Origin of the sequence: Pseudomonas sp. R4-35-07 (genome assembly GCF_003852235.1) — a bacterium.
Classification (GTDB): Bacteria; Pseudomonadota; Gammaproteobacteria; order Pseudomonadales; family Pseudomonadaceae; genus Aquipseudomonas.
This window is the reverse complement of the sequence record NZ_CP027732.1, coordinates 5,406,085-5,431,727: the sequence shown is the minus strand read 5'-3', so window position 1 is coordinate 5,431,727 and position 25,643 is coordinate 5,406,085. Positions and strand designations below refer to the sequence as shown.

Here is a 25,643-nt window from a genome sequence, read left to right as displayed (position 1 = left end):
AAACCAACGGAGAATAACAATGAAAAAGATCCTGTTGACCGGCTGTACCCTGGGCCTTTTGTTCGGCGCACAGGCCCATGGGGCCCAAGCGCCGCTGGAGGGCACCCTGGGCAAGATCGCCAACACCAGGTCCATCACCCTGGGATACCGCGATGCGTCGGTGCCGTTTTCCTATGTAGGGGATAGCAGTGGCAAACCCATGGGCTATTCAGTGGACCTGGCAAGCAAGATCGTCGAGCGTATCCAGCAGAAAACCGGGGTGGCCAACCTCAACGTCAAGTACACCCTGGTGACCTCACAGACCCGAATTGCGCTGGTGCAGAACGGTACCGTCGACCTGGAATGCGGCTCTACCGGGGTGACGGCCGACCGGCAGAAGCAGGTGGCGTTTTCCTACGGGTTTATTTACGTGAAGGGGCAATTGCTGACGGCGAAGGACAGCGGCATCAAGGGCTTTGCCGACCTTAACGGCAAGAACGTGGTCACCACCGCCGGTACCACCAACGAACGATTCCTCAAAAGCTACAACGCCGAACACAAGGCCAATATGTTTGTCATCAGCGCCAAGGACCACGGCGAGGCGTTCAAGATGCTCGAGACCGGCCGTGCGGCAGCGTTCTACATGGATGATGCGTTGCTCTACGGTGAACGTGCCAAGGCCAGGGACCCGCACAACTGGGTGGTGGTGGGCGAGGAGCAGTCGCGGGAGATCTACAGCTGCATGGTGCGCAAGGATGATCCGCAGTTGCTTGCGGTGGTCAATGAGACGCTGGGCGACCTGTACCGCTCGGGGGAGATCAACGGGATTTACCAGCGCTGGTTTGAACAGCCGATTCCGCCCAAGGGCCTGAACCTGGAGTTCCCGATGACCCGTGAGTTGAAGGCGATCATTGCCAACCCTACCAACGACCCAGTGGAGTAGGCGGTAGCAACCCAACCAAATGTGGGAGGGGGCTTGCCCCTCCCACAGTGTTGACTGGGTTTGCAAAGGGGTAGTTAGAAGTCGCCCCAGAGTTGTTGGGCGACGGCCAAGGCGACCACCGGTGCAGTCTCGGTGCGCAACACCCGAGGGCCGAGGCGGGCGGCGTGGAAGCCGGCGCCTTGGGCGGTGTCGACTTCGTTGTCGGTCAGTCCGCCTTCAGGCCCGATCAGGAAGGCCAGGCTCGCAGGCTTGGCGTGGCTGACCATCGGCTCGGCCACCGGGTGCAGTACCAGCTTCAAGTCTGCCTCGGCTTGCTTGAGCCAGTCCGCCAGTAACAGCGGCGGGTGAATCACCGGCACCGTCGAGCGCCCGCATTGCTCGCACGCGCTGATCGCCACCTGGCGCCAGTGCAGCAGGCGCTTGTCAGCACGTTCGTCCTTGAGGCGCACTTCGCAGCGCTCGCTGAAAATCGGGGTGATGGCGTTGACGCCCAGTTCGGTGGCTTTCTGGATCGCCCAGTCCATGCGCTCGCCCCTGGACAGGCCTTGGCCGAGGTGGATATGCAGCGGCGATTCGGCCTGGCCTTTGAAGCTTTCCGTCAGTTGCACGCTGACGCGTTTTTTACCGACTTCCAGCAAGCTGCCGAGAAACTCCTGGCCGGAGCCGTCGAACAGTTGCACGGCGTCGCCCTCGCTCATGCGCAGCACGCGGCTGATGTAATGCGCCTGGGCTTCGGGCAACTCGTGATCGCCGAGGCTCAGCGGGGTGTCGGTGAAAAAGCGGGACAGTCTCATATGTGTTCTCTGGAAAAGGGTGTGCAGAGCGGACGCGGAGCGTCCAGGGCTGCATTCCCACGCGGAGCGTGGGAACGATCATGGTTAACCTGGGTCGCGGAAGCCTGGGTGGAAGTCCTTCGGCACGGCAACGCTGACCTTGCTGTTGGTGGCGATATCGATGCCTTCACTCGCAACCTCGGCAAGGAAATCGATCTGCTCCGGGGTAATCACATACGGCGGCAGGAAGTACACCACGCTGCCCAACGGTCGCAACAGCGCGCCGCGTTCCAGGGCGTGCTCGAACACCTTCAGGCCACGGCGTTCCTGCCAGGGGTAGGCGGTCTTGGTAGCTTTGTCCTGCACCATCTCGATGGCCAGGACCATGCCGGTCTGGCGCACTTCAGATACATGCGGATGGTCGACCAGATGCGCCGTGGCCGTGGCCATGCGTTGGGCCAAGGCCTTGTTGTTTTCGATGACGTTGTCTTCTTCGAAAATATCCAAGGTGGCCAGGGCCGCCGCGCAGGCCAGCGGGTTGCCGGTGTAGCTGTGGGAGTGCAGGAAGGCGCGCAGGGTCGGGTAGTCGTCGTAAAAGGCGTCGTATACGTCGTCGGTGGTGACCACGGCGGCCAGCGGCAGGTAACCGCCGGTCAGGGCCTTGGACAGGCACAGGAAGTCCGGGCGGATGCCGGCCTGTTCACAGGCGAACATGCTGCCGGTGCGGCCAAAGCCCACGGCGATTTCGTCGTGGATCAGGTGCACGCCATAACGGTCACAGGCTTCGCGCAGCAGCTTGAGGTACACCGGGTGATACATGCGCATGCCACCGGCGCCCTGGATCAGCGGTTCGACGATCACGGCGGCGACGCTGTCGTGGTGCTCGGCCAGGGTCTGTTCCATGGCCTGGAACATCGTGCGCGAGTGCTCTTCCCAGCTCACGCCCTCGGGGCGCAGGTAGCAGTCCGGGCTCGGCACTTTGAGGGTGTCGAGCAACAATGCCTTGTAGGTTTCGGTAAACAGCGGCACGTCGCCCACCGACATCGCCGCGATGGTTTCACCGTGGTAGCTGTTGGTAAGGGTGACGAAGCGCTTCTTGTTCGGCAGGCCACGGTTGAGCCAGTAGTGAAAGCTCATTTTCAGCGCGACTTCGATACACGACGAGCCGTTATCGGCGTAGAAGCAGCGCGTCAGGCCATCTGGGGTCATCGCCACCAGGCGCTCGGACAGCTCGATCACCGGCTGATGGCTGAAGCCGGCGAGGATCACGTGTTCCAACTGGTCGACCTGATCCTTGATGCGCTGGTTGATGCGCGGGTTGGCGTGGCCGAACACGTTGACCCACCAAGAGCTGACGGCATCGAGGTAACGTTTGCCTTCGAAGTCTTCCAGCCATACGCCTTCACCGCGCTTGATCGGGACCAGTGGCAGTTGCTGGTGGTCTTTCATCTGGGTGCAGGGATGCCACAGCACCGCGAGGTCGCGTTGCATCCACTGGTTGTTCAAGCCCATCGGTGATCTCCTCGAAGCGGTCCCGCAACCTGCGCGGGCGAAACAATCGCGCAAGCCTATGCAATGGTGGCGTGGGTCACAAGCCATTGTGGGGAAATTCGCGGTAAATGCAGGACGGTCTGTCACGTTTCTTGGGAATAGTCTTAATCCCTTGTTAATTTATGATGCATAGCCTTCAGATCGCATTTCTCGATATTTCAAAGCGAAATTTTTCGCTTTAATTCGATAGGTAAAGCGCTAGTCTTGGGCACAGTTCTTACGGGATTAAGTTCATGCAGTTACGCAATTCATCGGCCCGCTATGGCTGGGTCAGCATGGTTTTGCACTGGGGCGTGGCCTTGGTGGTATTTGGATTGTTCGCCCTGGGCCTGTGGATGGTCGGTCTCGATTACTACAGTGCCTGGCGCAAAGACGCGCCGGACCTGCACAAGAGCATTGGCATCACGCTGTTCGCCATCATGCTGGTACGTATCGTCTGGCGCCTGGTCAGCCCGCCGCCCGCGCCGCTGGCCAGCTACAGCCGGCTGACCCGCATCGGCGCCGCGTTTGGTCACGCGTTCCTGTATGTGGGGCTGTTTGCCGTGATGATTGCCGGTTACCTGATTTCCACCGCAGACGGTGTCGGTATCCCGGTGTTTGGCCTGTTTGAGATTCCTGCCGTGGTTTCCGGACTACCGGACCAGGCAGACACCGCTGGCGTGGTGCATCTGTATCTCGCCTGGGTGTTGGTGGTCTTCGCCGGCTTGCATGGCGTGGCTGCGCTGAAACACCACTTTATCGATCGTGATGTGACCCTTAAGCGAATGCTGGGGCGCAAAGCCTGATGTTCAACCTCGACTCACAAGGAATAGAAAGCATGTTGAAAAAGACTCTCGCCGCTCTGGCTATCGGTACCGCCCTGCTGTCCGCAGGTCAGGTGATGGCTGCTGACTACAAGATCGACAAGGAAGGCCAGCACGCCTTCATCGACTGGAAAATCAGCCACCTGGGCTACAGCTCCATCCACGGTACCTTCAAGGACTGGGATGGTACTTTCAGCTGGGATGCCGCCAAGCCGGAAGCCAGCAAAATCGCAGTCGACGTGAAAACCGCCAGCCTGTGGTCCAACCACGCTGAGCGTGACAAGCACATCGCCAGCAAAGACTTCCTCGACGTGGCCAAGTTTGCCGACGCCAAGTTTGTGTCCACCGCGGTTAAACCCACCGGCGACAAAACCGCTGACGTGACCGGCGACCTGACTTTCCACGGTGTGACCAAGCCTGTGACCTTCAAGGCCACCTTCAACGGTGAAGGCAAGGACCCATGGGGCGGCGAGCGTGCAGGCTTCAACGCCAAGACCACGATCGACCTGAACGACTTCGGCGTGAAAGGCCCAGGCCCGACTTCGCAGACCGTCGACCTGGATATTTCGCTGGAAGGTGTGAAGCAGAAGTAATGTCCGCCTGACAATGCGGACCTTTGTGGGAGGGGGCTTGCTCCCGATAGCGGTGGGTCAGCCCCAGCAGTGCTGGCTGATCCATTGCTATCGGGAGCAAGCCCCCTCCCACATTTGATCTGGTCGAGTCAAAAAAAATGCCCCGCATCCAAGATGCGGGGCATTTTTTATGGCGCCTTGGAACTCAGCGGTTGCGGGTCAGCAGCGCTGGTTTTTCACCACGAGGACGGCCAGGCAGTTGATCCAACTGCTCGGGTGTCGGGAAGCGATCCGCTTTCGACTCCTTGTGGATGATCTTCGGTGCCGGGCCACCGCGCGGGTTTTGCACCGCAGGCTCGGACAGCGGCTGGTCGTCACGGGCCGGGCGGCGGTTGTTGCTGCGCGAGTCTTCGCGACGGGCCTGGCCGTCACGCGGTGCGCCGTTGCGCGGGCCGCTGCGTTTGGCCGGTGGTGTGCCGGTGGTGCCGCCGCTGCTGTTGCGCGGGCCGTTCTGGCGCGCGCCCTGTGGCTGGCCACCCCGTGGAGCGGCTGCGCCTGCGCCTTGTGCCGGGGCACCTGGGCGACGGCCACGGCCTTGCGCCGGCTTGGCTTGTGGCACGTAGTCAACGCGGTTACCGAAGTTATCCACATCGTCGTCGAGGAATTCGTCCGGGGCACGGTCGGATGCGGCGCGTGGAGGCTGGCTCGGCTGGCGCTGTTCGCGGGCCGGGGTGCCTTCACGGGGCTTCTGCTCGCGGGCCGGGCGTTCGCCACGGCTGCTGGTCGCAGTTTTTTCCTTGCCCTTGTCCTTGCCCTTGTCGCGACGGCCACCACCGCCACCGCCGCCGTTAGGGCCATCGCCCTTCGGACCGCGTGGGTTGCGGGGGTTGCGCACGTCAGGACGCTCGCGCGCTTCAGGCTTTTCGGCCTCCACGGCACTGGAATCGAAGCCCATCAGGTCGCCGTCGGCGATTTTCTGCTTGGTCATGCGCTCGATGCTTTTCAGCAGCTTTTCTTCGTCCGGTGCGACCAGGGAAATGGCCTCGCCCGAACGACCGGCACGGCCGGTACGGCCGATACGGTGCACGTAGTCTTCGTCGACGTTCGGCAGCTCGAAGTTGACCACATGGGGCAACTGGTCGATATCCAGGCCGCGCGCGGCGATATCGGTGGCGACCAGGATGCGCACACTGCCGGCCTTGAAGTCGGCCAGGGCTTTGGTGCGCGCGTTCTGGCTCTTGTTACCGTGGATGGCGACGGCGGTGAGGCCGTGCTTGTCCAGGTACTCGGCCAGGCGGTTGGCGCCGTGCTTGGTGCGGGTAAATACCAGCACCTGTTCCCAGGCACCGTGGGTAATCAGGTGCGCGAGCAGCGAACGCTTGTGGCTGGCGGCCAGGCGGAACACGCGTTGCTCGATACGCTCGACCGTGGTGTTGGGCGGCGTGACTTCGATGCGTTCCGGGTTGTGCAACAGCTTGCCGGCCAGGGCGGTGATGTCCTGGGAGAACGTTGCCGAGAACAGCAGGTTCTGACGTTTGGCCGGCAGGCGGGCGAGGACCTTCTTCACGTCATGGACAAAGCCCATGTCGAGCATGCGGTCGGCTTCGTCCAGCACGAGGATTTCCACGTGGGACAAGTCGACGCTGCCTTGGCCGCACAGGTCGAGCAAGCGACCCGGGCAGGCCACCAGCACGTCAACACCACGGGACATGGCCTGAACCTGGGGGTTCATGCCGACGCCGCCGAAAATGCAGGCGCTGACGAACTTCAGGTCGCGGGCATACAGCTTGAAGCTGTCGTGCACCTGGGCGGCGAGTTCGCGGGTAGGGGTCAGGACCAGTACGCGCGGTTGGCGCGGGCCGTGACGCTGGGATTTGTCCGGGTGACCGTTGGGGAACAACCGCTCCAGAATCGGGAGGGCGAAACCACCGGTTTTACCGGTACCTGTCTGCGCCGCAACCATCAGGTCGCGACCTTGCAACACGGCGGGAATGGCCCGCTGTTGCACCGGAGTAGGCTCGGTATAGCCCGCTGCCTCGATGGCGCGGACTAAAGCCTCGGAGAGACCGAGGGAAGCAAAGGACATGAGTAATCCTGTTTTAGTTAGGGCTTGGCCCAGAGGGATAATCTTGCCGGGCGTGAATGGCGCTTAGGGGAGCGTAATCCCGTCCGGTCCTGCTGCGTCTGGCGGGCACTCCACCGGCTCGCGCGGGCTGCAAAGCTGCGCTGTAGCGGGGTTGGGTGCCTTTTTCAAGACCTCAGCGGCCGGGCGTAAGCCTGGCGGAAAGGCCGGAGTATAACAGAGCAATCACTGCGCGCTGCTTTCCTGCTGCTCAACGGTGTATTCGGACGCGCTGATGGGCGCCGTTTGCGCCTGGATACCGCCATATTTGGCGCTCAAGGCGGCGTAGGCCGGCTCTTGCTTGAAGCGCCTGAGCTCAGCGGCAAAGCGCTGGACCAGCAAATCCATGCCCGCGCCACGGCGTACGGCAAGAAACTGCTGCTGGCGGCTGACCACCAGCGGCGCCTGGCTGACCTTGTCTTCCAGGCCCAATTGCTTGATCACGTGCTGCCCCACGCGACGGTCAGTGACCACCATATCGATGCGTCCCAGCATCAGCTTGCCGAAGTTGGCCTCATGGCTGGGAGCGGGTTCACGGGCAAAGCTGTCGGACGCGCCGAAGGCGTCGCCATACAGGTAACCGGGAGAGATGCCCACGCTCAGGCCGCGCAGGTCTTCGAGGGTTTCGGCGGGGTGCGGACGCTCATTGGCGTAGAACAGCACGAATTCGACCGTCGACAAGGGTTCGCTGGGGTAGAGCAGCAAGGCGTCGCGCTCGTGGCTGTGGAAAATATCCAGCGCGCCGTCGGCGTGGCCTTGGTCAAGCATCGCCAGGCAACGTTTCCAGGGCAGGAACTGCCATTGCACATCCACGCCGAGGCGCTGGAACACGATCACCGTGGTTTCGTAGTCCAGGCCACGCATGCTGCCGTTGTCGTCGTAGACGTAGGGCGCCCATGGTTCGGTGACAATGCGCAGTTTCTCGCCATAAGCGGCCAGGCTCAGGCAAGTGAAAAGCGTAGCGATCAACAACTTGAAAATGACGGGCATTCCCTGAGGTTACGACGCTACCGAGATAAAGAGAAGCTCTGGCACGCGCGTTGGCGCCGGGTCTCAGTTTACTGGCGCGTCCATCAGGTGAGCGTGGATCGCGGCACGCCGCTCGCCGAGGATCAGGCGCACCACCGGGTTGGCGAACCAGCGTTCGAGCTGGTGCGCGTCAATCGGGCGTTGCTGGCGCTCTTCCTGGTTCTGTCGGGCCTTGTCCCACCAAACGGGGCCGCAGGCCTGGTCGAATTCGTTTTCGTGTTCATAGCAACCGTAGAGGATTTCACGGATGAACTGCTGCTGGTGCTTGGGCAGCAACAGGGTAATCAGTTTGTACAGCGTGCGCTGCAAACGCGGCGGGCGCGGCAAGTGGGCGGACACCTGACGCGTGTCGGCCAGGGCCAGTGCACTGGTGGGCGCGGCGGCGTGCTTGGCGATCCAGGCCTTGACCTTGGCCCGGAACAGCTGCTTGCGGCTCCAGTAATGGTGGATCAGGTCCGGGCACTCGCGCACGTTGACGGTGCGGTAGGCGGCGATGGACAGGCAGAACTCTTCCAGTGTGTAGGCACCCTGGGCATGGGGAAACAGTTCGTCCATCAACTCGATCGAACGGTCGAGGATGTGCGCGTCCTTCTGGGTCAGGCCCATCACGCCGGAGTTGAGGGTCATCATGTCATCGTCGGCCACGCCCATCTCCAACAGGCGCTGGCGCAGGGCGGTGTAGAGGATGCTTTCGTGGTTATCGCCGTACTTGGTGTAGAAGGCGTTACACAGCAAGGTGCCCGGCTGCACACGCTCGAACAGCGTCAGGGGGGAACGGTGGAAAAACGTGTCGGTGTCGATCAGCAACGCTACCGGCGACTCTTGCAACACCTGGCGCAGCACAACGTGCTTGGTGCGAAAGTGATAACCGTGGGGTTCACTCCAGCGCTTGCGGGTCGCCTCGTCCAGCGGGCGTACACGCACCGGCAGCAGGCGATAGGGTTCGGGGTTGTCGCTGAAGACCTGGATGTCCACGGCTGCATCAGGGGTGTCCTGCAGGAAAGCCAATGCGCTGGCGATGCTGAATACCGCTTCCTGGTGGTAGGTTTCGGCGCCGAAGACGAGGTAGACCAGCTGCGGACGGGAAGAGGAAGACACTGTATTCATGGACTGCGGGGTTCCGTGTGTATGTGAAGCACAAAGGCCCTCGTTTGAACGAGGGCCTTGGCACAACCGGGCAAGCCTTAGCGTGGCAGCTTGAGGTTGTTCCAGATGGCAAGGCTGGGTTCAGCCTGGTTCAGGGTATAGAAGTGCAACCCTGGCGCACCACCTTGCAACAATTGCTCACACATCTCGGTGATGACCTGCTCGCCGAACGCCTGGATGCTTTTGACGTCGTCGCCATAGGCTTCCAGTTGCTTGCGCACCCAGCGCGGGATTTCGGCACCGCAGGCGTCGGAGAAGCGCGCCAGCTTGCTGTAGTTGGTGATTGGCATGATGCCCGGCACGATCGGGATGTTCACACCCATGGCGCGTACACGCTCGACGAAGTAGAAGTAGCTGTCGGCGTTGAAGAAGTACTGGGTGATCGCGCTATTGGCGCCGGCGTTGGCCTTGCGTACGAAGTTCTTGAGATCGTCTTCGAAATTGCGCGCCTGGGGGTGCATCTCCGGATAAGCGGCCACTTCGATGTGAAAGTGATCGCCGCTTTCTTCGCGGATGAAGCTCACCAGGTCATTGGCGTAGCGCAGCTCACCGCTGGCCATGCCCATGCCGGAGGGCAGGTCGCCACGCAGGGCGACGATGCGCTTGATGCCGGCGGCTTTGTATTGGGTCAGCAGGCCGCGCAGGTCGGCTTTGCTATCGCCCACGCACGACAAGTGCGGAGCGGCAGGAACTTTGACTTCACTTTCGAGCTGCAGCACGGTGTTGATCGTGCGATCACGGGTCGAACCGCCGGCGCCGTAGGTGCAGGAAAAGAAGTCGGGCTGGTAGCTGGCCAACTGCTTGGCAGTGGTCATCAGTTTTTCATGCCCAGCATCGGTCTTGGTCGGGAAGAACTCGAAGCTGTAGCGACGGTCTTGGGACATGGGGAGGTCTCCAGCTGCGAGTTGCAAGCTTCAAGCTGCAAGAGGGCGGTGCGCCTGTTCTTGCAGCATGAAGCTCACAGCTCGCGGCTGCTTAAAGAGCAATGAAGTAGCAAACCCTCAGCACAAACGCTTTTCCTTGGCGCTTGTAGCTGAAAGCTTGCAGCTGCTTAGTACCGATAAGCGTGCGGCTTGAACGGACCTTCAACGGTCACGCCGATGTAGTCGGCCTGGGTCTTGGTCAGTTGGGTCACCACGCCGCCGAAGCCGCGGACCATTTCCAGGGCCACTTCTTCGTCGAGTTTCTTCGGCAGTACTTCCACGGTCAGGCGCTCGGCTTTCTGGGCAGGCGACAGGTCGGCGTATTTCTGTTGGAACAGGAAGATCTGCGCCAGTACCTGGTTGGCGAACGAGCCGTCCATGATGCGGCTTGGGTGGCCGGTCGCGTTACCCAGGTTCACCAGACGGCCTTCGGCCAGCAGGATCAGGTAATCGTCGTTCTGCGGGTCGAAATCGCCCGAGCCGGTACGGTGAACCTTGTGCACCTGTGGCTTTACTTCTTCCCATGCCCAGTTCTTGCGCATGAAAGCGGTGTCGATCTCGTTATCGAAGTGGCCGATGTTGCAGACCACTGCGCGTTTCTTCAGCGCCTTGAGCATGTTCGCGTCGCAGACATTCACGTTACCGGTGGTGGTCACGATCAGGTCGATCTTGCCCAGCAGCGCCTTGTCGATGCTCGCTTCGGTGCCGTCGTTGATGCCGTCGATGAACGGCGAAACCACTTCGAAACCGTCCATGCAGGCTTGCATGGCGCAGATCGGGTCAACTTCGGAGACCTTGACGATCATGCCTTCCTGGCGCAGGGACTGGGACGAACCCTTGCCCACGTCACCGTAGCCGATCACCAGGGCTTGCTTGCCCGACAGCAGGTGGTCGGTGCCGCGCTTGATGGCGTCGTTGAGGCTATGACGGCAGCCGTATTTGTTGTCGTTCTTGCTCTTGGTCACCGAGTCGTTGACGTTGATGGCCGGGATTTTCAGCTCGCCCTTGGCCAGCATGTCCAACAGGCGGTGTACGCCGGTGGTGGTTTCTTCGGTCACGCCGTGGACGCGGTCGAGCATCTGCGGGTATTTCTTGTGCAGCAGCTCGGTCAGGTCGCCGCCGTCGTCGAGGATCATGTTGGCATCCCAAGGCGCGCCGTCCTTGAGGATGGTTTGCTCCAGGCACCACTCGTACTCGGCCTCGGTTTCGCCTTTCCAGGCGAACACCGGAATACCGGCGGCGGCGATAGCGGCAGCGGCCTGGTCTTGAGTCGAGAAAATATTGCAGGACGACCAACGCACTTCGGCACCCAGGGCAACCAGGGTTTCGATCAGCACGGCAGTCTGGATGGTCATGTGGATGCAGCCGAGAATCTTCGCACCCTTGAGCGGCTGCTCAGCGGCGTATTTGCGACGCAGGCCCATCAGGGCTGGCATTTCGGATTCGGCGATAAAGGTTTCGCGACGGCCCCAGGCGGCGAGGGACATGTCGGCGACTTTGTAGTCGTTGAATTCTGCAGGCGTAATTACAGCGCTCATGAAGAGCCTCCATTCGTAGTGTGCGAATGGGCGCCGTTGTGCGTTTAGTATCAAGCCAGGTGAGCCAGGCCAGACAACGCCCCATCCGAGCCTGACAGGCCAAGCCTGCTGCAGCGCCCCTCGGACAGGTGGCGGGAGAACGGGAGTAGCCGTTCGAAATCGGGGGCGATTATAGCTTTCTTTGGTTGGCTAGTGGCAAGTGACAAGCTACAAGCGGCAAGTAAAAGCGAATCGGCTTTTAACTTGCAGCTTGTCGCTTAAAACTTGAAGCTGGGGGGAGAAATTTATCGCTCAAACACCTCGGAGTCCGCCCCCCATGAACTTCCACACCCGCAAATGGGTAAAACCCGAAGACCTCAACCCCAACGGCACCCTGTTCGGCGGCAGCCTGCTGCGCTGGATCGACGAAGAAGCGGCGATCTACGCGATCGTGCAATTGGGTAACCAGCGCGTGGTGACCAAGTACATCTCCGAAATCAACTTCGTCAGCGCCTCGCGCCAGGGTGACATCATCGAACTGGGCATCACCGCAACCGAGTTCGGCCGCACCTCCATCACCCTGACCTGTGAAGTGCGTAACAAAATCACCCGCAAGAGCATCCTGACCGTAGAGAAAATGGTCTTCGTCAACCTCGGTGAAGACGGCCTGCCAGCGCCTCACGGCCGCACCGAAATCAAATACGTGAAGGATCAGTTCGAGGGCGACGGTCTTTCCGAGTAACAGCGTGGCGGTGTAAATACTGTCTTCAAGAGTCCGATGGAGTTGGGTCAAGGCCTGGAGGATTGCGCTTTAGTTGCCTGGTCACTGAACAGCCACGGTGGCGGCGTGTCGTAGCTACACGCCCCCCTTGGACACCGGAACATCATGGCCACCGACGAAGCAGGCAAAACCCCCAACCTGTCCCACGAAGAGCAGCAGGACGTAGACAAGAACCAGCCGCCCCGCGCGGCGGTGCTGCATGAAATCATCCGTACTCAGGGCGACCAGGAGCTGGAGCGCAACGTCGCGGCGTTGTGGTGGTCTGCCCTGGCTGCCGGGTTGACCATGGGGCTGTCGCTGATGGCCATGGGATTGCTCAACTCGCGCTTGCCGGACGGCGAAGCGTTCAAGGTCATCGCCAGCTTTGGTTATTGCGCGGGGTTCCTGGCGGTGATCCTCGCGCGCCAGCAACTGTTTACCGAAAACACCCTCACTGCCGTATTGCCGGTGATGAGCAAACCGACTCTGGCCAATGCCGGGCGCCTGTTGCGGCTCTGGACGGTGGTGCTGGTGGGCAACCTGTGCGGGACCTTGCTGGTGGCTTATGTGATGTTGCACCTGCCGATCTTCGATGCAAAGACCGACCTGGCCTTCCTCGAAATCGGGCGCAAGGTCATGGAGAATGACAGCGGCCAGATGTTCGCCAAGGGCATCGTCTCCGGCTGGATGATCGCCACCATGGTGTGGATGATCCCGTCGATGGAAAGCGCCAAGATGTTCATCATTATTGTGATCACCTACCTCATGGCGCTGGGGGACTTTACCCACATCGTAGTGGGTTCGGCGGAAGTGTCCTACCTGGTGTTTGCCGGCGAACTGTCCTGGCATGACTTCTGGCTGATATTTGCCGGCCCGACCCTGGCCGGCAATATCATCGGTGGCAGCTTCATCTTTGCGCTGATCAGCCATGCGCAGATTCGTAGCGAAGGCAAGGTGCTTTCCGGGACTCACGTCGGCGCAGCGGAGCAGCGTCCTCAAAGCAAGGAAAAGCAATGATGCAGCCCCGCACAAGGCTCAAATGCGAGCTTTGCGGGGCGTTCCGGGAACCTTCAGGCCTTGGACCGGTACGTCGGCGAGATTGGCCGCAGGCGTGCTGTCAGGTGCCTTCAATTGGCCTTCCCACCGAGCAATTACCAGCGGCGCCAACGCGTTGCCCAGCACATTCAATGCCGTGACTGGCATATCCATCAGGCGATAAACGCCTGCAATGATCGCCACGCCCTCTACGGGGAGCCCCGCTGCAGTCAACGTCGCGGTAAGGATGATAAACATGAAGCCTGGCACGCCCGCTGCGCCCTTCGACGTCAACACCATGATCAATATCAGCATCCCCTGATCGGCCAGGCTCAAGTCGATGCCATACGCTTGGGCGATGAACAACGTGCCCAGTGCAGCGAACAGCGATGCGCCATCCAGGTTGAACGAGTAGCCCAACGGGATAACCATGCTGGTAATAGGGCGTGGCGCGCCGTAGCGCTCCATCTTCTCGATCAATTGAGGCATCACCGTCGCTGAGGCGGCACTGCTATAGGCCAGCAGCAATTCACTGCGTATTTCTCGCACCAAATGGAAAAAACCGACACCCACCAATCGAGCGACTGCACCCAATATGCACAGGGCAAATAACAGCACTGCGACATAAGTCGTGCCGATCAGCTTGGCCAACGGCAGCAGGGCACTGAGGCCAAAGCTGGCGACGGTGACCGCTATCAGCCCGAAAATGCCTATCGGCGAGTAGTGCATTACCAGATGGGTGACTTTGAACATGGTGTCTGAGATGCCCTGCATCACACTGATCAGCGGAGCCTTGCGCTGCTCAGGCAACATAGACAAGGCGCAGCCGAACAGGATGGCGAAAAACAGCACCGACAGTAGCTTGCCCTGCGACATGGCCAACACGATGTTATCCGGCACGATCGCCAATAGCGTCTGGCCCAGGTTCTGCGTTGTGCTGTTGGCAGCCAGCCCTGTTACGGGTGTTGGCAAAGTGCTGCCGAATTCTGCGCCCGAGCCGGGCGCGACGACATTACCCACAATCAGGCCGAAGACGATTGCAATACTGGTGATCGTGAAGAAATAAACGAGGGTCTTCACGCCGACACGTCCCAAGGCGGCGGGATTTCCCATGCCGGCAATGCCGACCGTCATGCAAGCGAAGACCAGAGGCACGACGATCATCTTCATCAGCTTGATAAACAGGTCGCCTGCCGGTTGCAGCAGGTTGTCAATGAACCAGGACTTATGTTCGGGAAACTGGTTAAGAAGGATACCGACGATTATTCCGGCTGCCAGGCCGATCATAATCCGGGTGACGAGGCTGGTTGGTTTTTTGGTGTTCATGCAGGTGACCCTTATTGTTGTAGTTGTCAGGGGTTTATTGAGCGAACAGTCCAGCGAAATCCTTGAAGCCTTTCACTTCGATGGGATTGCCGCTGGGGTCGAGAAAAAACATCGTGCGCTGTTCGCCCGGCTCGCCGGCGAAACGAACCACCGGCGGGATCTCGAAGGGCGTGCTCATTTGAGTGAGACGCTCGGCCAGTGCCAGCCACTCCTCCAGCGGTAACACCACACCGAGGTGCGGCATCAGCACATGATGGTCCCCCACCAGGCCGGTACGCGTCGTGGGGAAGGGCGTGCCCAGGTGCAGTGAAAGCTGGTTGCCGAAAAAGTCGAAGTCGATCCAGGTCTCGCTGCTGCGGCCTTCTGCGCAGCCCAAAACATCTCGATAAAAAATGCGCGCCTTGTTTAAGTCATAAACATGGTATGCAGCGTGGAAGGGTCTGTTCATGAGCGGAATCTCTGTAGGGGGATCCTCAAATTAAACAGGCCGCGCATCCGGGTAAAACGGGTTCGCGTTGGTCTGAGCGAAAGGAAAATTTATGGATATTCGATTCCTGAGAAGCCTGGTCGCGGTCATTGAAACCGGCTCCATTGCTGCGGCGGCGCGACGCGAAAACCGTACCGCAGCGGCGATCAGCCAACGGGTCAAGGCGCTTGAGCGGACGCTGGGGTGCACGCTGCTTATGCGCACGGCGCATGCCGCGTGGCCGTCGGACCAGTGCCTGCTGCTGTTACCAAAAATTCAGGCAGTCATCGAGCAGGCGCGCGAGTTGCAGGAGGACCTGAGTCAGGATGGCTTATCGGGAGAGATCAAGATCGGCGCTATTTCAACGGCATTGACCGGCGTCTTGCCAAGAACGATCGAGCGACTGGCACTTTCAGCACCGGAGCTGAAGCTGAAGATCACACCGGGTGACTCCAGAAGCCTCTATGAGAGATTGCTTGCCCGCGAGTTGGACGCGGCGATTCTTGTCAGACCGCCGTTTGAGCCGCCCAAGGCGTTAGCGACCACCTTGCTGCGGGCCGAACCCCTGATTCTGATTGCTCCCGCTGAGTGTGACGCGCAGACCTTCGAAGCATTGCTGCGCGAGCGGCCATTCATTCGCTATGACGCCCGTTCGTGGGGTGGGCAGATTGCCCAGCGTTTTCTGGATGAACAGTCCTTTGCTCCGCAGGTATTGTGTGAGCTGGATGCCTTGGAAACCATCGTCATGCTGGTCGCCCAAGGCATGGGTGTATCACTGGTACCGCAGTGGTCGGGGATGTCGAGCCGTGGCCTATGTGTCTTGTCGGTCGACGACGCGTCGCGCTATTCGCGGGATCTGGTTGTCATGCACAGCTCGATGCCGCGCCGCCCACTGGCGATGCGGCACCTGCTTGAACATCTGTGCAGAGCGCCCGTAGGCAAACTTGTGGTGTAGAAATGTAAATGCTCAGGGGCTCACTGCGACTCGGCTACGCGCTTTACGACCCGGCCAATGGTCAAGCCTTGCAACAAGATCGACGACAGCACCACGATATAGGTGATGCTCAGCAACAAGTCGCGTTCCGGGCCCAGCGGCAATGCCAGGGCCAGTGCTACCGAGACGCCACCGCGCAAACCGCCCCAGGTCAGGATGCGGATGGTGCCGCGCGGTACCGTACGCCAGCGGCGCAGCAGCAGGATCGCCGGCGCCACGGTCAGCAGGCGTGACAGCAGGATCGCCACAGCGAGCAAACTGGCCGCCAATACGTGCAGCCAGTTGAACGGCAACAGCAGCAGTTCCATGCCGATCAATGCAAACAGCAGGGCGTTGAGCATGTCGTCGAGCAACTCCCAGAAACCATCCAGATAGCGCCGGGTCATGTCGTTCATCGCCAGCTTGCGGCCCAGGTTGCCGATGATCAGCCCTGCCACCACCATCGCAATCGGTGCCGAGACGTGCAGTTCAGTGGCCATCGCCGAGCCGCCGATCACCAGCGCCAGGGTCAGCATGACTTCAATCTGGTGCTGCTCGATGCTCTTGATCATCAGGTACACGAGGTAACCGATCAGCCCACCGAACACCACACCGCCAAGTGCCTCATGGGCGAACAGCATGGCCGTGGCGCCGACGGTCGGTGTTTCACCGAGCTGCGCGATGCCCAGCAGGACGGTGAACACCACCACTGCGGTGCCGTCGTTGAACAACGATTCGCCGACGATCGTGGTTTTCAGCGGTTTCGAGGCGTTGGCGGTACGCAGCACGCCCAGTACCGCAATCGGGTCGGTCGGCGAGATCAGCGCGCCGAACAGCAGGCAATACAGGAAACTCACGTGCCAGCCGAACAGGGCGAAGATGTAGTACGCCAGGCTGCCGATCACCAGGGTAGCGATCAATACGCCAAAGGTCGCCAACAGGCCGATGGGCCAGCGGTAGCTGCGCAGGTCGCTCAGGTTGACGTGCAACGCGCCGGCGAACAGCAGGAACGACAGCATCCAGTTCATCAGCAAATCGCCGAAGTCGATCTGGCCGATCAGTTGCTGGATGCGCTCTTCCAGGCCGGGGTAGCCGATGAAACTGAGGCCTTGCAGGATCAGCGAAAACAGCAGCGCAGTGACCATTACACCGATGGTCGGCGGCAGGCCGATAAAACGAAAGTTCACATAGGTGAGCAGGGTGGTGAGGCAAATGAAGGCGGCGACAAGTTCAAGCATCCGGGGTCCTTGGGACGGGGAAATGTAGGTGCACAGCGTGCGTCGGGAAGTTGTTTAGTATAAACAGGTGCCCTTACAGGAAAGAACCTTTCGGCCGATCATGGCTCATAGCTTGAACGTCGGCGCCGATCGGCCTGTGAGTGATGACGCTCTGACTGCCTTGATAAAACCAAAAAAGGGAATGACTGATGACAGTGGCTTTCTGGTGTGTGTTGATCGCAATCTTTCTGCCGTACCTGTGTACCGGTGTGGCCAAGTTCAGCGGCGGCAAGTTCGGGCCGCGGCATAACCACGACCCGCGCGCGTTCCTGGACACGGTCGAAGGCGTTGCCAAGCGTGCCCACAATGCGCAACTCAACAGCTTTGAAGTCACCCCGGCCTTTGCGGCGGCGGTGATCATCGCACACTTGGCCGGCACCGCCGAGCTGGTGACGATCAACGTGCTGGCGGTGCTGTTCATCACCAGCCGCCTGCTGTACATCATTTGCTACCTGGCGGACTGGGCGCTGTTGCGTTCGCTGGTGTGGGCCGTGGGGATGGCGTTGATCGCGAGTTTCTTCTTTGTCTCGATCTGACGGTTAACGCACATACCTTGTGGGCGCTGGCTTGACTGCGCTGTGCATAGGTTATTGGGTTAGAACAACCGGGCAAGCAGGGCGGTCACGGCGGTTTCCACCCGCAGGATACGTGCGCCAAGTTGCACCGGTTGCAGGCCGGCCTTGGTCAGCAGCTCGACTTCATAGGGAATCCAGCCGCCTTCCGGCCCAATCGCCAAGGTCACCGGTTCCTCCAGGCCTCGTGGGCAGGGCGGGTAGTCGCCGGGGTGGCCGATCAGGCCAAGCGTGCCCTCAGCCATGGCCGGCAGGCGATCTTCAACGAACGGCTTGAAGCGTTTCTCGATAATGATCTCGGGCAGTACCGTGTCCCGCGCCTGTTCCAGGCCCAGGATCAGTTGCTCGCGGACCGCCTGCGGCTCAAGGAACGGCGTTTGCCAAAAGCTTTTTTCCACCCGGTAACTGTTGACCAGCACCACCTTGGGCACGCCCATGGCCGCAACGGTTTGCAGCACCCGGCGCAGCATCTTCGGGCGTGGCAGCGCCAGCAGCAGGGTCAGCGGCAGTTTGCTCGGCGGCGGTTGGTCGAAGCTGACCTGCAGCTCGGCCTCGCTGTCTTGCAGGCGCAGCAACTGCGCATTGCCCATCGCCCCGCCAATACGCCCCACTCGCAGGTTGTCACCCACCTCGGCGCGATGCACTTGCTGCATATGCACCAGGCGCCGATCACGCAGGATCACCCGGTCGGCCGCAATAAAATCGGCCTCTTCGAGTAGCAGCAGGTTCACGGCTGGGTCGCTGGCGGCTGGTCGTCGTCGGCGGCCTGATCATCCGGGTGTTCGCCACGCTTGCTGATCAAGCCGCTGAACAGGATGCCGATCTCGAACAGCATCCACATCGGCACGGCCAGCAGGGTCTGGGAGAAGATGTCTGGCGGGGTAAGGATCATGCCGACCACGAAGCAGCCGATGATCACGTACGGGCGGATCTTCTTCAGGTACTTCACATTGACCACGCCGATCCACACCAGCAACACCACCGCCACCGGGATTTCGAAGGCCACGCCAAAGGCGAAGAACAGCGTCATCACGAAGTCGAGGTAGCTGGTGATGTCGGTCATCATCTCCACGCCGGCCGGGGTGGCGGCGGCGAAGAATTTGAAGATCAGCGGAAACACCAGGAAGTAGGCGAACGCCATGCCGGTGTAGAACAGCAGGATGCTCGACACCAGCAACGGCACGGCGATGCGTTTCTCATGCTTGTACAGCCCCGGCGCGATGAAGCCCCAGATCTGATGCAGGATCACTGGGATCGCCAGGAACAGCGAGACCATCATGGTCAGCTTCAACGGCGTCAGGAACGGCGACGACACGTCGGTGGCGATCATCGTCGCGCCCGCCGGCAAATACTGGCGCAGTGGCGTGGAGACGAAGGTATAGATCTGCTGGGTAAAGGCGAACAGCCCGGCAAAAATGATGAAGATGGCCGCTACGCAACGCAGCAGGCGGGTACGCAGCTCGGTGAGGTGCGAGACCAGCGGCATGTGCTGGTCGTTTTCCGGTTTATCAGCGCTCATGGGGCTCGCGGCGGCAATGTAGGGTCATGGGGCGCGGGCGACGCAACGGGCGTCGGCGCAGGCTCTGTCGGGGTGGTTGCGGCTGCTGGCGCGATGCTGTTTTCAACCACAGGTTCCGCAGGTTTGGCGGGTTCCTGCACCGGCGACAGAATCTTGCGCGTTTCCTGCTCCAACGACAGGATGTGTTCGTTGTGCAGCTGTCGACGGATCTCGTCGGCCCCGATTTCCCGTTCAACTTCCTGTTTGATCGCGTTGAAACTACGTTTCAGGCGCCCGATCCACAGGCCGGCTGTGCGTGCTGCACCGGGCAGGCGTTCCGGCCCCAATACCAGCAGGGCGACGAGGCCGACGAGCAGCAGTTCAGAGAAGCTGATACCAAACATTAGTCAGTGCTCACGAGTCTTTGCGGGTCGGCTCTTCGACTTTTTCAGCCTGCACGTCGAAGGTACGACGCTCGGTGATCGGCTGGGCGGCCTGAGGGTGCACCGGTTGGGCTGGCGGAACCGGATTCACCACCGGGTCGGCAGGTTTTTCGTCATCGTTCATGGCCTTGCGAAAGCCCTTGATCGACTCACCCACGTCGGTGCCGAGGTTTTTCAGTTTCTTGGTGCCGAACACCAAGACCACTACCACCAGAATGACGATCCAGTGTTTCCAGTCGAAAATACCCATGCTGCAAATCCTCGATAAAAGTTATTCAGGCGGACGGGCGCGAGGCCTTTTCAGCGTGCCCGGACAGGCCGAAGCGACGGTCCAGTTCATCCAGCACGGCCTGTGGATGCTGCCCCAGTTGGGCGAGCATGACCAGGCTATGGAACCACAAGTCGGCGGTCTCATAGATGACATCGCTGCAATCGCCGCTGATCTGCGCATCCTTGGCGGCAATAATCGTCTCGACGGATTCTTCGCCGAGCTTTTCCAGGATCTTGTTCAGACCCTTGTGATACAGGCTGGCGACGTAGGAGCTGTCGGCATCCGCGCCTTTGCGCTCTTCCAGCACCTGGGCCACACGGTTCAGGGTATCGCTCATGTTCAATGTCCTGCCGAATAGATGGCGTGCGGGTCTTTGAGTACCGGTTCCACCACCTTCCATTCGCCGTTTTCGAACACGCGATAGAAGCAACTGTGACGGCCGGTGTGGCAGGCGATGCCGCCGACCTGTTCGACCTTGAGGATCACCACGTCGGCATCGCAGTCCAGGCGCAACTCATGCAGTGTTTGCACATGCCCGGACTCTTCGCCCTTGCGCCACAGTTTGCCACGCGAACGTGACCAGTAGATGGCGCGCTGCTCAGCGGCGGTGAGGCTCAGGGCCTCGCGGTTCATCCAGGCCATCATCAGCACGCGCCCGGTCTTGTAGTCCTGGGCAATGGCCGGCACCAGGCCGTCACTGTCCCACTTGATCTCGTCCAGCCAGTCTTTCATGTTCGGCTCCGGCAATTTGCGACAGTGTATAACCGGATGGGTTATCGACGCACGATCAGATAAACGCCCACGGCCACCATGATGCCGGCCGGCCACTGGCCCAGTTGATTCAACGGGCCACCAATCGCCAGCATGACCCCACCCACCAGATGCGCGGCACCGAGCAGGCGCAGGAACCAGTCGTCCTTGCGCTTGCGCCATGGCGGCTCGGGATCCTTGGCGTGCGGCTGGGACATGCGCTCCAGCAAATCGCGGGTCATGTTGGCCAGGTGCGGCAGCTGTTCCATCTGGCTGTGCAGGTTGCCCAGCATGGTTTTCGGGCTCATCCGCTCACGCATCCAGCGTTCCAGGAACGGCTGCGCGGTGTTCCACAGGTCGAGGTCCGGGTACAGCTGACGGCCCAGCCCTTCGATGTTGAGCAAGGTTTTCTGCAGCAGCACCAACTGCGGCTGCACTTCCATATTGAAGCGCCGCGCGGTCTGGAACAGACGCATCAGCACCTGACCGAACGAAATATCTTTTAACGGTTTTTCAAAGATTGGCTCGCACACGGTGCGGATCGCCGCTTCGAATTCGTTGAGCTTGGTTTCCGCCGGCACCCAGCCCGAGTCGATGTGCAACTGCGCCACGCGGCGGTAGTCACGCTTGAAAAAGGCGAACAGGTTGCGCGCCAGGTAGTCCTGGTCTTCCGGCGTGAGACTGCCGACGATGCCGCAGTCGATCGCAATGTATTGCGGGCTCCACGGGTTGACGGTGCTGACGAAGATATTGCCGGGGTGCATGTCGGCGTGGAAGAAACTGTCGCGGAACACCTGGGTGAAGAAAATCTCCACGCCGCGTTCGGCCAGCATCTTCATGTCGGTACGCTGGTCGGCCAGGGTTGCGAGGTCGGTGACCTGCACACCGTAGATGCGCTCCATCACCAGCACTTTGGGGCGGCACCAGTCCCAATACACTTGCGGCACATACAGCAGTTGCGAGCCTTCGAAATTGCGGCGCAGCTGGCTGGCGTTGGCGGCCTCGCGCAGCAGGTCGAGCTCGTCGTAGATGGTTTTTTCGTAATCGGCCACCACATCCACCGGATGCAGCAGGCGCGCATCGGCGGAAAAACGTTCGGCGGCGCGGGCGAGAATGAACAGCCACGCCAGGTCCTGGCCGATGATCGGCTTGAGGCCCGGGCGGATCACCTTCACCACGACTTCTTCGCCGCTCTTGAGCTGCGCGGCATGCACCTGCGCGACCGAGGCTGATGCCAGCGGCTCGACATCGAAGCGGCTGAACACCTCGGTGATCTTCTTGCCCAGCTGCTCTTCGATCAGCTTCATCGACACCTGCGAATCGAACGGCGGCACGCGGTCTTGCAGCAGCATCAGTTCATCGGCGATGTCTTCGGGCAGCAGGTCGCGGCGCGTCGATAGGATCTGCCCGAACTTGATGAAGATCGGCCCCAGGTCCTGCAATGCCAGGCGCAGGCATGCGCCTCGGCTCAGCTCCAGCTTTTTACGCGGCAACCAGCGCCACGGCAGCACATAGCGCACCGCCAGCAGGAACCATGGCAGGGGCAGGGCGAACAGCAGGTCATCGAGGCGGTAGCGGATTACGACGCGCTGGATACGAAACAAACGGCGGACGGCGAGCAGCTTCATGCGTTATCGCTTGGATCAAGGGAACGGCTCAGGCGCTCGAAGCGGGCCTCGAGGCGTTCCAGGTCGATTTTGGCCTTGTCGAGCTCACGAAAGCGCGCTTGCGCTTCCCGTTGCCCGACCAGGGTGCGCGATTCTTCGCTCAGGTATTCGGTGAGGTTCTGGTTGAGGCTGGCGAACCCTTGCTGGTACCAGCGCGAACGGCTGCGCAGGTGACCGCTGACCAACTGGGTGGCGACGGGGCCGATCCAGCGTGACAGTTCGTATTCCCAGTCCAGCTCCAGGTCTTGCAGCACGGCGGCCAGGTCCATCAGCACCGCGCTGTCGCCTTCCAGCGCCACTTCGGGGCTGTGCAGGATAGCGGTCTTGTTGCGGCTCAGCGCCAGGTGCAACAGGCTGGAGGCAGGCGCACGCAGGGTGCAGTCGGCCTCGGCGGCCCATTGCGTTGCGAGCAGCAGGCCTTCATCGCTGGGCAGGATAAACAGCTGCAAGGCGGGGCTGCGGCAATCGACGGCGATGACTTTGCCGGTCAGGTGCGCAAGCCGCGCCAGTGCGGTGCTGTCCAGGCGCAAAACACGGTTAAGGCCGTGTTCGACGCTTGCCAGAAGGCCTGCGAGCAACATCAGGGCTTGATGCCGCGGTGCAGGGCGACGATGCCCGAGGTCATGTTGTGGTAGGTCACGCGGTCGAAACCTGCCTCCACCATCATCGACTTCAGGGTTTCCTGGTCGGGGTGCATGCGGATCGATTCGGCCAGGTAGCGGTAGCTCTCGGCGTCATTGGTGATCAGCTTGCCCATCAACGGCATGAAGGCGAACGAGTAGGTGTCGTACACCTTGGACATCAGCGCGTTGGTCGGCTTGGAGAACTCCAGCACCAACAGGCGGCCACCCGGCTTGAGTACGCGCAGCATCGAGCGGATCGCGTCTTCCTTGTGGGTGACGTTGCGCAGGCCGAAGGCGATGGTCACGCAGTCGAAGTGGTTGTCGGGGAATGGCAGCTTTTCGGCGTCGGCCTGGACGAATTCGATATTGCCGGCCACGCCCTTGTCGAGCAGGCGGTCACGCCCAACCTTGAGCATCGAGCCGTTGATATCGGCCAATACCACCTGGCCGGTCGGCCCCACGAGCTTGGAAAACTTGGCCGCCAGGTCACCCGTACCGCCGGCGATGTCCAGCACGCGATTGCCGGTGCGTACGCCCGACAGTTCGATGGTGAACCGCTTCCACAGGCGGTGCATGCCGCCGGAGAGCACGTCGTTCATCAAGTCGTACTTGGCGGCTACGGAGTGGAACACCTCAGCGACTTTTTCCGCTTTCTGGCTTTCCGGGACGTTCTTGAAGCCGAAGTGAGTGGTGGGTTCGGCATCGCTGCCTTTGCGCTGATCAGTCATATCGCTGTCACCAAAAGAGAATGCGGGACATGATAATCCCCAGGGCCTGCTTTGTCTTGGCAAGGCTGAAGGTAAGATAGGTGCTTATCGAGACCTTTTGCCGCATCGAAGGTTTCCAGGCACTTATAGAGAGGAGTCATTGCAATGGCCCGTATAACCGTTGAGCGTGAGCATACCCTGGGTAAAGAAGGCGCCCGGGCGAAGGCCGACCTGCTGGCGCAGAAACTCAAGGATAAATATGGCCTGGAGTCGTCATGGTCTGGCGATACCTTGAACCTCAAGCGGTCAGGCGTTAAAGGCACCGTTCTGGTCGCCGATGATTCATTGCGTATCGAGGTGGAACTGGGGCTGTTGATGTCGGCCATGAGCGGTACCCTCAAATCCGAAATCGAAAAAGCCGTGGATAAGGCATTGGCCTGATGTGATGACGCTTAGGGTGCCGATTCTAATTTTTCACCTTACTTTGTGCCCAAGCCCTCAACTCCTGCGGGCGGTTCCTCCACCCAATTTTGCGTGAGGTGCACCATGGCCAAAGTTATTTTGAAGAAAAAAATCGACAGTCAGACCACTGTCCTGAGTGAGGTCAAAGGCTATGCCCGCAAGATCTGGCTGGCGGGTCTTGGTGCCTACGCCAAGGTCGGCAGCGAGGGTGGCGAATACTTCAAAGAGCTCGTTAAGAGCGGTCAACATATTGAAAGTAAAAGCAAAAAAGTTGTGGTTGAACAACTTGATGCCGCCAACAGTCAGATTGACCAAGTAACGAGTAACGTCTCCAGCATCAGCCGCCGGGTTGAAGTGCAACTGGATAAAGTTGAAAAAGCTTTTGACACACGTGTTGCAAGTGCCTTGAATCGAATCGGCATTGCGTCTAAACATGACGTGGAGACACTCTCTGCTAAGCTCGAAGAGCTGACGGCATTGCTCGAACGTGTCGCGCGTAAACACTAAGGAGACATCGGGATGGCTGTTAAAAAAACTACTCAGAAAGAAAGCAGCTCGTGGGTCGGGGAAGTTGAAAAATATTCCCGAAAGATCTGGCTTGCTGGTTTAGGCGTGTACTCGAAGGTTAGCAGTGACGGTGGCAAATACTTCGAGACGCTGGTCAAGGACGGTGAGAAGGCCGAGAAGTTGACCAAGAGCACCGTTGGTAAAAAAGTTGATGCGGCCAAGGCCAGCGCAGGTTCTGCCAAGTCGAGCATTTCCGACACTTGGAGCAAGTTGGAAGAAACCTTCGACAAGCGTCTCAACAGTGCTATTTCGCGACTGGGCGTGCCGAGCAAGGCTGAACTGAAAACGCTGCACAGCAAGGTCGACACCCTGACCAAGCAAATCGAAAAACTCACTGGCGCGAAAGCGACTCCCGTGAAGGCAGCTGCTGCAAACCCTGTGGCCAAGCCTGCCGCTAAAACCGCTGCGGCCAAACCCGCTGCGAAAGCCGCGGCCAAGCCCTTGGTTAAAGCTGCCGCCAAACCTGCGGTGAAGGCTCCAGCCAAAGCGGCTGCAAAATCGGCCGCCAAGCCTCCGGCGAAAACTGCCGCTGCCAAGCCGGCCGCCAAGTCTGCCGCAAAACCCGTAGCCGCCAAAGCTGCCGCTAAACCCGCAGCCAAGGCCGTCGCGAAACCCGCCGCTAAGCCTGCAACTGCAAAACCCGCAGCCAAATCTGCCGCTGCCAAGCCTGCGGCAAAACCCGTTGCTAAGAAGCCAGCGGTAGCGAAAAAACCAGCGGCAGCCAAGCCTGCTGCGGCAACCGCTTCCACAGCCAACTCAGTGTCCGCACCGACCCCAGCTGCTGTGGCCCCGACTGCTACGTCGACGCCGACGCCATCCAGTCAGTCCTGAGTTTTTCCAGGACACAAAAAATGCCCGGCCTGCAGAGGTCGGGCATTTTTTATGGCG

The 25,643-nt window shown here is 60.3% G+C and carries 29 protein-coding genes and 1 riboswitch; of the genes, 10 read left to right on the top strand and 19 right to left on the bottom strand.

The window, feature by feature from the left end; all coding sequences use genetic code 11:
• Positions 1–19: 19 nt before the first annotated feature.
• Positions 20–922: a transporter substrate-binding domain-containing protein gene (locus C4J89_RS24900; protein WP_124415798.1), complete on the top strand. Its 903-nt coding sequence runs from the start codon at positions 20–22 to the stop codon at positions 920–922.
• A gap of 74 nt (positions 923–996) precedes the next feature.
• Here C4J89_RS24900 and C4J89_RS24895 read toward each other — a convergent pair whose 3' ends face one another.
• Positions 997–1,716 carry a 16S rRNA (uracil(1498)-N(3))-methyltransferase gene (locus C4J89_RS24895; protein ID WP_124415797.1) on the bottom strand — a complete coding sequence of 240 codons (720 nt, stop codon included), beginning with the start codon at positions 1,714–1,716 and terminating at the stop codon, positions 997–999.
• An 84-nt stretch (positions 1,717–1,800) separates the two neighbouring features.
• On the bottom strand, positions 1,801–3,207 hold the full coding sequence (locus tag C4J89_RS24890) for an adenosylmethionine--8-amino-7-oxononanoate transaminase (protein WP_124415796.1): 1,407 nt from the start codon (positions 3,205–3,207) through the stop codon (positions 1,801–1,803).
• A 272-nt stretch (positions 3,208–3,479) separates the two neighbouring features.
• Here C4J89_RS24890 and C4J89_RS24885 point away from each other — a divergent pair, with 272 nt between their 5' ends.
• Both C4J89_RS24885 and C4J89_RS24880 read left to right on the top strand, forming a co-directional pair.
• Positions 3,480–4,031, top strand: coding sequence for a cytochrome b (locus C4J89_RS24885; protein WP_124364774.1), 552 nt, complete (start codon positions 3,480–3,482; stop codon positions 4,029–4,031).
• 32 nt (positions 4,032–4,063) lie between these two features.
• Entirely contained in the window at positions 4,064–4,642 is a 579-nt protein-coding gene (locus C4J89_RS24880) for a YceI family protein (RefSeq protein ID WP_124415795.1), read from the top strand.
• A gap of 184 nt (positions 4,643–4,826) precedes the next feature.
• Here C4J89_RS24880 and C4J89_RS24875 read toward each other — a convergent pair whose 3' ends face one another.
• The 5 genes from C4J89_RS24875 to ahcY all read right to left on the bottom strand — a co-directional run bounded on the left by C4J89_RS24875 (position 4,827) and on the right by ahcY (position 11,379).
• The gene (locus C4J89_RS24875) at positions 4,827–6,707 is read right to left on the bottom strand and encodes a DEAD/DEAH box helicase (protein ID WP_124372137.1); all 1,881 of its coding nucleotides are present in this window, start codon (positions 6,705–6,707) and stop codon (positions 4,827–4,829) included.
• Positions 6,708–6,929: 222 nt separating this feature from the next.
• Positions 6,930–7,733, bottom strand: coding sequence for an ABC transporter substrate-binding protein (locus tag C4J89_RS24870; RefSeq protein ID WP_124415794.1), 804 nt, complete (start codon positions 7,731–7,733; stop codon positions 6,930–6,932).
• A gap of 63 nt (positions 7,734–7,796) precedes the next feature.
• On the bottom strand, positions 7,797–8,879 hold the full coding sequence (locus C4J89_RS24865; RefSeq protein ID WP_124415793.1) for a hypothetical protein: 1,083 nt from the start codon (positions 8,877–8,879) through the stop codon (positions 7,797–7,799).
• A 77-nt stretch (positions 8,880–8,956) separates the two neighbouring features.
• Positions 8,957–9,802 carry a methylenetetrahydrofolate reductase [NAD(P)H] gene (gene metF, locus C4J89_RS24860; protein ID WP_124364769.1) on the bottom strand — a complete coding sequence of 282 codons (846 nt, stop codon included), beginning with the start codon at positions 9,800–9,802 and terminating at the stop codon, positions 8,957–8,959.
• A gap of 167 nt (positions 9,803–9,969) precedes the next feature.
• Positions 9,970–11,379, bottom strand: coding sequence for an adenosylhomocysteinase (ahcY, locus tag C4J89_RS24855; protein WP_124415792.1), 1,410 nt, complete (start codon positions 11,377–11,379; stop codon positions 9,970–9,972).
• Positions 11,380–11,400: 21 nt separating this feature from the next.
• A riboswitch (S-adenosyl-L-homocysteine riboswitch) is annotated at positions 11,401–11,507 on the bottom strand.
• Positions 11,508–11,695: 188 nt separating this feature from the next.
• On the opposite strand from ahcY, the gene C4J89_RS24850 reads away from it, so the two are divergent.
• Both C4J89_RS24850 and C4J89_RS24845 read left to right on the top strand, forming a co-directional pair.
• Positions 11,696–12,100, top strand: coding sequence for an acyl-CoA thioesterase (locus C4J89_RS24850; RefSeq protein ID WP_124364767.1), 405 nt, complete (start codon positions 11,696–11,698; stop codon positions 12,098–12,100).
• A 144-nt stretch (positions 12,101–12,244) separates the two neighbouring features.
• Positions 12,245–13,135 carry a formate/nitrite transporter family protein gene (locus tag C4J89_RS24845; protein WP_124364766.1) on the top strand — a complete coding sequence of 297 codons (891 nt, stop codon included), beginning with the start codon at positions 12,245–12,247 and terminating at the stop codon, positions 13,133–13,135.
• 18 nt (positions 13,136–13,153) lie between these two features.
• Here C4J89_RS24845 and C4J89_RS24840 read toward each other — a convergent pair whose 3' ends face one another.
• The gene (locus C4J89_RS24840) at positions 13,154–14,479 is read right to left on the bottom strand and encodes a cation:dicarboxylate symporter family transporter (protein WP_256658893.1); all 1,326 of its coding nucleotides are present in this window, start codon (positions 14,477–14,479) and stop codon (positions 13,154–13,156) included.
• A 34-nt stretch (positions 14,480–14,513) separates the two neighbouring features.
• The gene (locus C4J89_RS24835) at positions 14,514–14,927 is read right to left on the bottom strand and encodes a VOC family protein (protein WP_124415791.1); all 414 of its coding nucleotides are present in this window, start codon (positions 14,925–14,927) and stop codon (positions 14,514–14,516) included.
• Between the two features lie 91 nt (positions 14,928–15,018).
• On the opposite strand from C4J89_RS24835, the gene C4J89_RS24830 reads away from it, so the two are divergent.
• Complete coding sequence (locus tag C4J89_RS24830; protein ID WP_124415790.1) at positions 15,019–15,900, top strand: LysR family transcriptional regulator; 882 nt, start codon at positions 15,019–15,021, stop codon at positions 15,898–15,900.
• 20 nt (positions 15,901–15,920) lie between these two features.
• On the opposite strand, the gene C4J89_RS24825 is transcribed toward C4J89_RS24830, so the two are convergent.
• The gene (locus C4J89_RS24825) at positions 15,921–17,156 is read right to left on the bottom strand and encodes a sodium:proton antiporter (RefSeq protein WP_124415789.1); all 1,236 of its coding nucleotides are present in this window, start codon (positions 17,154–17,156) and stop codon (positions 15,921–15,923) included.
• 188 nt (positions 17,157–17,344) lie between these two features.
• Between C4J89_RS24825 and C4J89_RS24820 the strand changes: the two genes are divergently transcribed.
• On the top strand, positions 17,345–17,731 hold the full coding sequence (locus tag C4J89_RS24820) for an MAPEG family protein (protein WP_124364762.1): 387 nt from the start codon (positions 17,345–17,347) through the stop codon (positions 17,729–17,731).
• 59 nt (positions 17,732–17,790) lie between these two features.
• Here C4J89_RS24820 and C4J89_RS24815 read toward each other — a convergent pair whose 3' ends face one another.
• The 9 genes from C4J89_RS24815 to ubiE are packed head-to-tail and all read right to left on the bottom strand — an operon-like array spanning position 17,791 to position 23,747.
• Positions 17,791–18,498: a 16S rRNA (uracil(1498)-N(3))-methyltransferase gene (locus tag C4J89_RS24815; protein ID WP_124364761.1), complete on the bottom strand. Its 708-nt coding sequence runs from the start codon at positions 18,496–18,498 to the stop codon at positions 17,791–17,793.
• On the bottom strand, positions 18,495–19,286 hold the full coding sequence (gene tatC, locus C4J89_RS24810) for a twin-arginine translocase subunit TatC (RefSeq protein ID WP_124364760.1): 792 nt from the start codon (positions 19,284–19,286) through the stop codon (positions 18,495–18,497). Before tatC ends, C4J89_RS24815 begins: the two co-directional genes overlap by 4 nt.
• Positions 19,283–19,669 (bottom strand): Sec-independent protein translocase protein TatB, encoded by a 387-nt coding sequence (gene tatB / locus C4J89_RS24805; protein ID WP_124364759.1) that lies wholly within the window; start codon positions 19,667–19,669, stop codon positions 19,283–19,285. The genes tatC and tatB overlap by 4 nt, the downstream gene beginning before the upstream one ends.
• Before the next feature lie 10 nt (positions 19,670–19,679).
• Positions 19,680–19,958 carry a twin-arginine translocase TatA/TatE family subunit gene (locus C4J89_RS24800; protein WP_124364758.1) on the bottom strand — a complete coding sequence of 93 codons (279 nt, stop codon included), beginning with the start codon at positions 19,956–19,958 and terminating at the stop codon, positions 19,680–19,682.
• 25 nt (positions 19,959–19,983) lie between these two features.
• The gene (locus C4J89_RS24795; protein ID WP_124364757.1) at positions 19,984–20,316 is read right to left on the bottom strand and encodes a phosphoribosyl-ATP diphosphatase; all 333 of its coding nucleotides are present in this window, start codon (positions 20,314–20,316) and stop codon (positions 19,984–19,986) included.
• A gap of 2 nt (positions 20,317–20,318) precedes the next feature.
• Positions 20,319–20,711, bottom strand: coding sequence for a phosphoribosyl-AMP cyclohydrolase (gene hisI, locus C4J89_RS24790; RefSeq protein ID WP_124405515.1), 393 nt, complete (start codon positions 20,709–20,711; stop codon positions 20,319–20,321).
• 41 nt (positions 20,712–20,752) lie between these two features.
• On the bottom strand, positions 20,753–22,357 hold the full coding sequence (ubiB, locus tag C4J89_RS24785) for a ubiquinone biosynthesis regulatory protein kinase UbiB (protein ID WP_124364756.1): 1,605 nt from the start codon (positions 22,355–22,357) through the stop codon (positions 20,753–20,755).
• A complete protein-coding gene (locus C4J89_RS24780) occupies positions 22,354–22,977 on the bottom strand; it encodes an SCP2 domain-containing protein (protein ID WP_124415788.1) in 624 nt (207 codons plus the stop codon). The genes ubiB and C4J89_RS24780 overlap by 4 nt, the downstream gene beginning before the upstream one ends.
• On the bottom strand, positions 22,977–23,747 hold the full coding sequence (gene ubiE, locus C4J89_RS24775; protein ID WP_003171186.1) for a bifunctional demethylmenaquinone methyltransferase/2-methoxy-6-polyprenyl-1,4-benzoquinol methylase UbiE: 771 nt from the start codon (positions 23,745–23,747) through the stop codon (positions 22,977–22,979). The genes C4J89_RS24780 and ubiE overlap by 1 nt, the downstream gene beginning before the upstream one ends.
• A gap of 144 nt (positions 23,748–23,891) precedes the next feature.
• Between ubiE and C4J89_RS24770 the strand changes: the two genes are divergently transcribed.
• The 3 genes from C4J89_RS24770 to C4J89_RS24760 all read left to right on the top strand — a co-directional run bounded on the left by C4J89_RS24770 (position 23,892) and on the right by C4J89_RS24760 (position 25,586).
• Positions 23,892–24,167 carry a polyhydroxyalkanoic acid system family protein gene (locus C4J89_RS24770; protein WP_124364754.1) on the top strand — a complete coding sequence of 92 codons (276 nt, stop codon included), beginning with the start codon at positions 23,892–23,894 and terminating at the stop codon, positions 24,165–24,167.
• Positions 24,168–24,272: 105 nt separating this feature from the next.
• Positions 24,273–24,695, top strand: coding sequence for a phasin family protein (locus tag C4J89_RS24765; protein WP_124364753.1), 423 nt, complete (start codon positions 24,273–24,275; stop codon positions 24,693–24,695).
• Between the two features lie 12 nt (positions 24,696–24,707).
• A complete protein-coding gene (locus C4J89_RS24760; protein ID WP_124415787.1) occupies positions 24,708–25,586 on the top strand; it encodes a phasin family protein in 879 nt (292 codons plus the stop codon).
• The last annotated feature ends 57 nt before the right edge of the window (positions 25,587–25,643 follow it).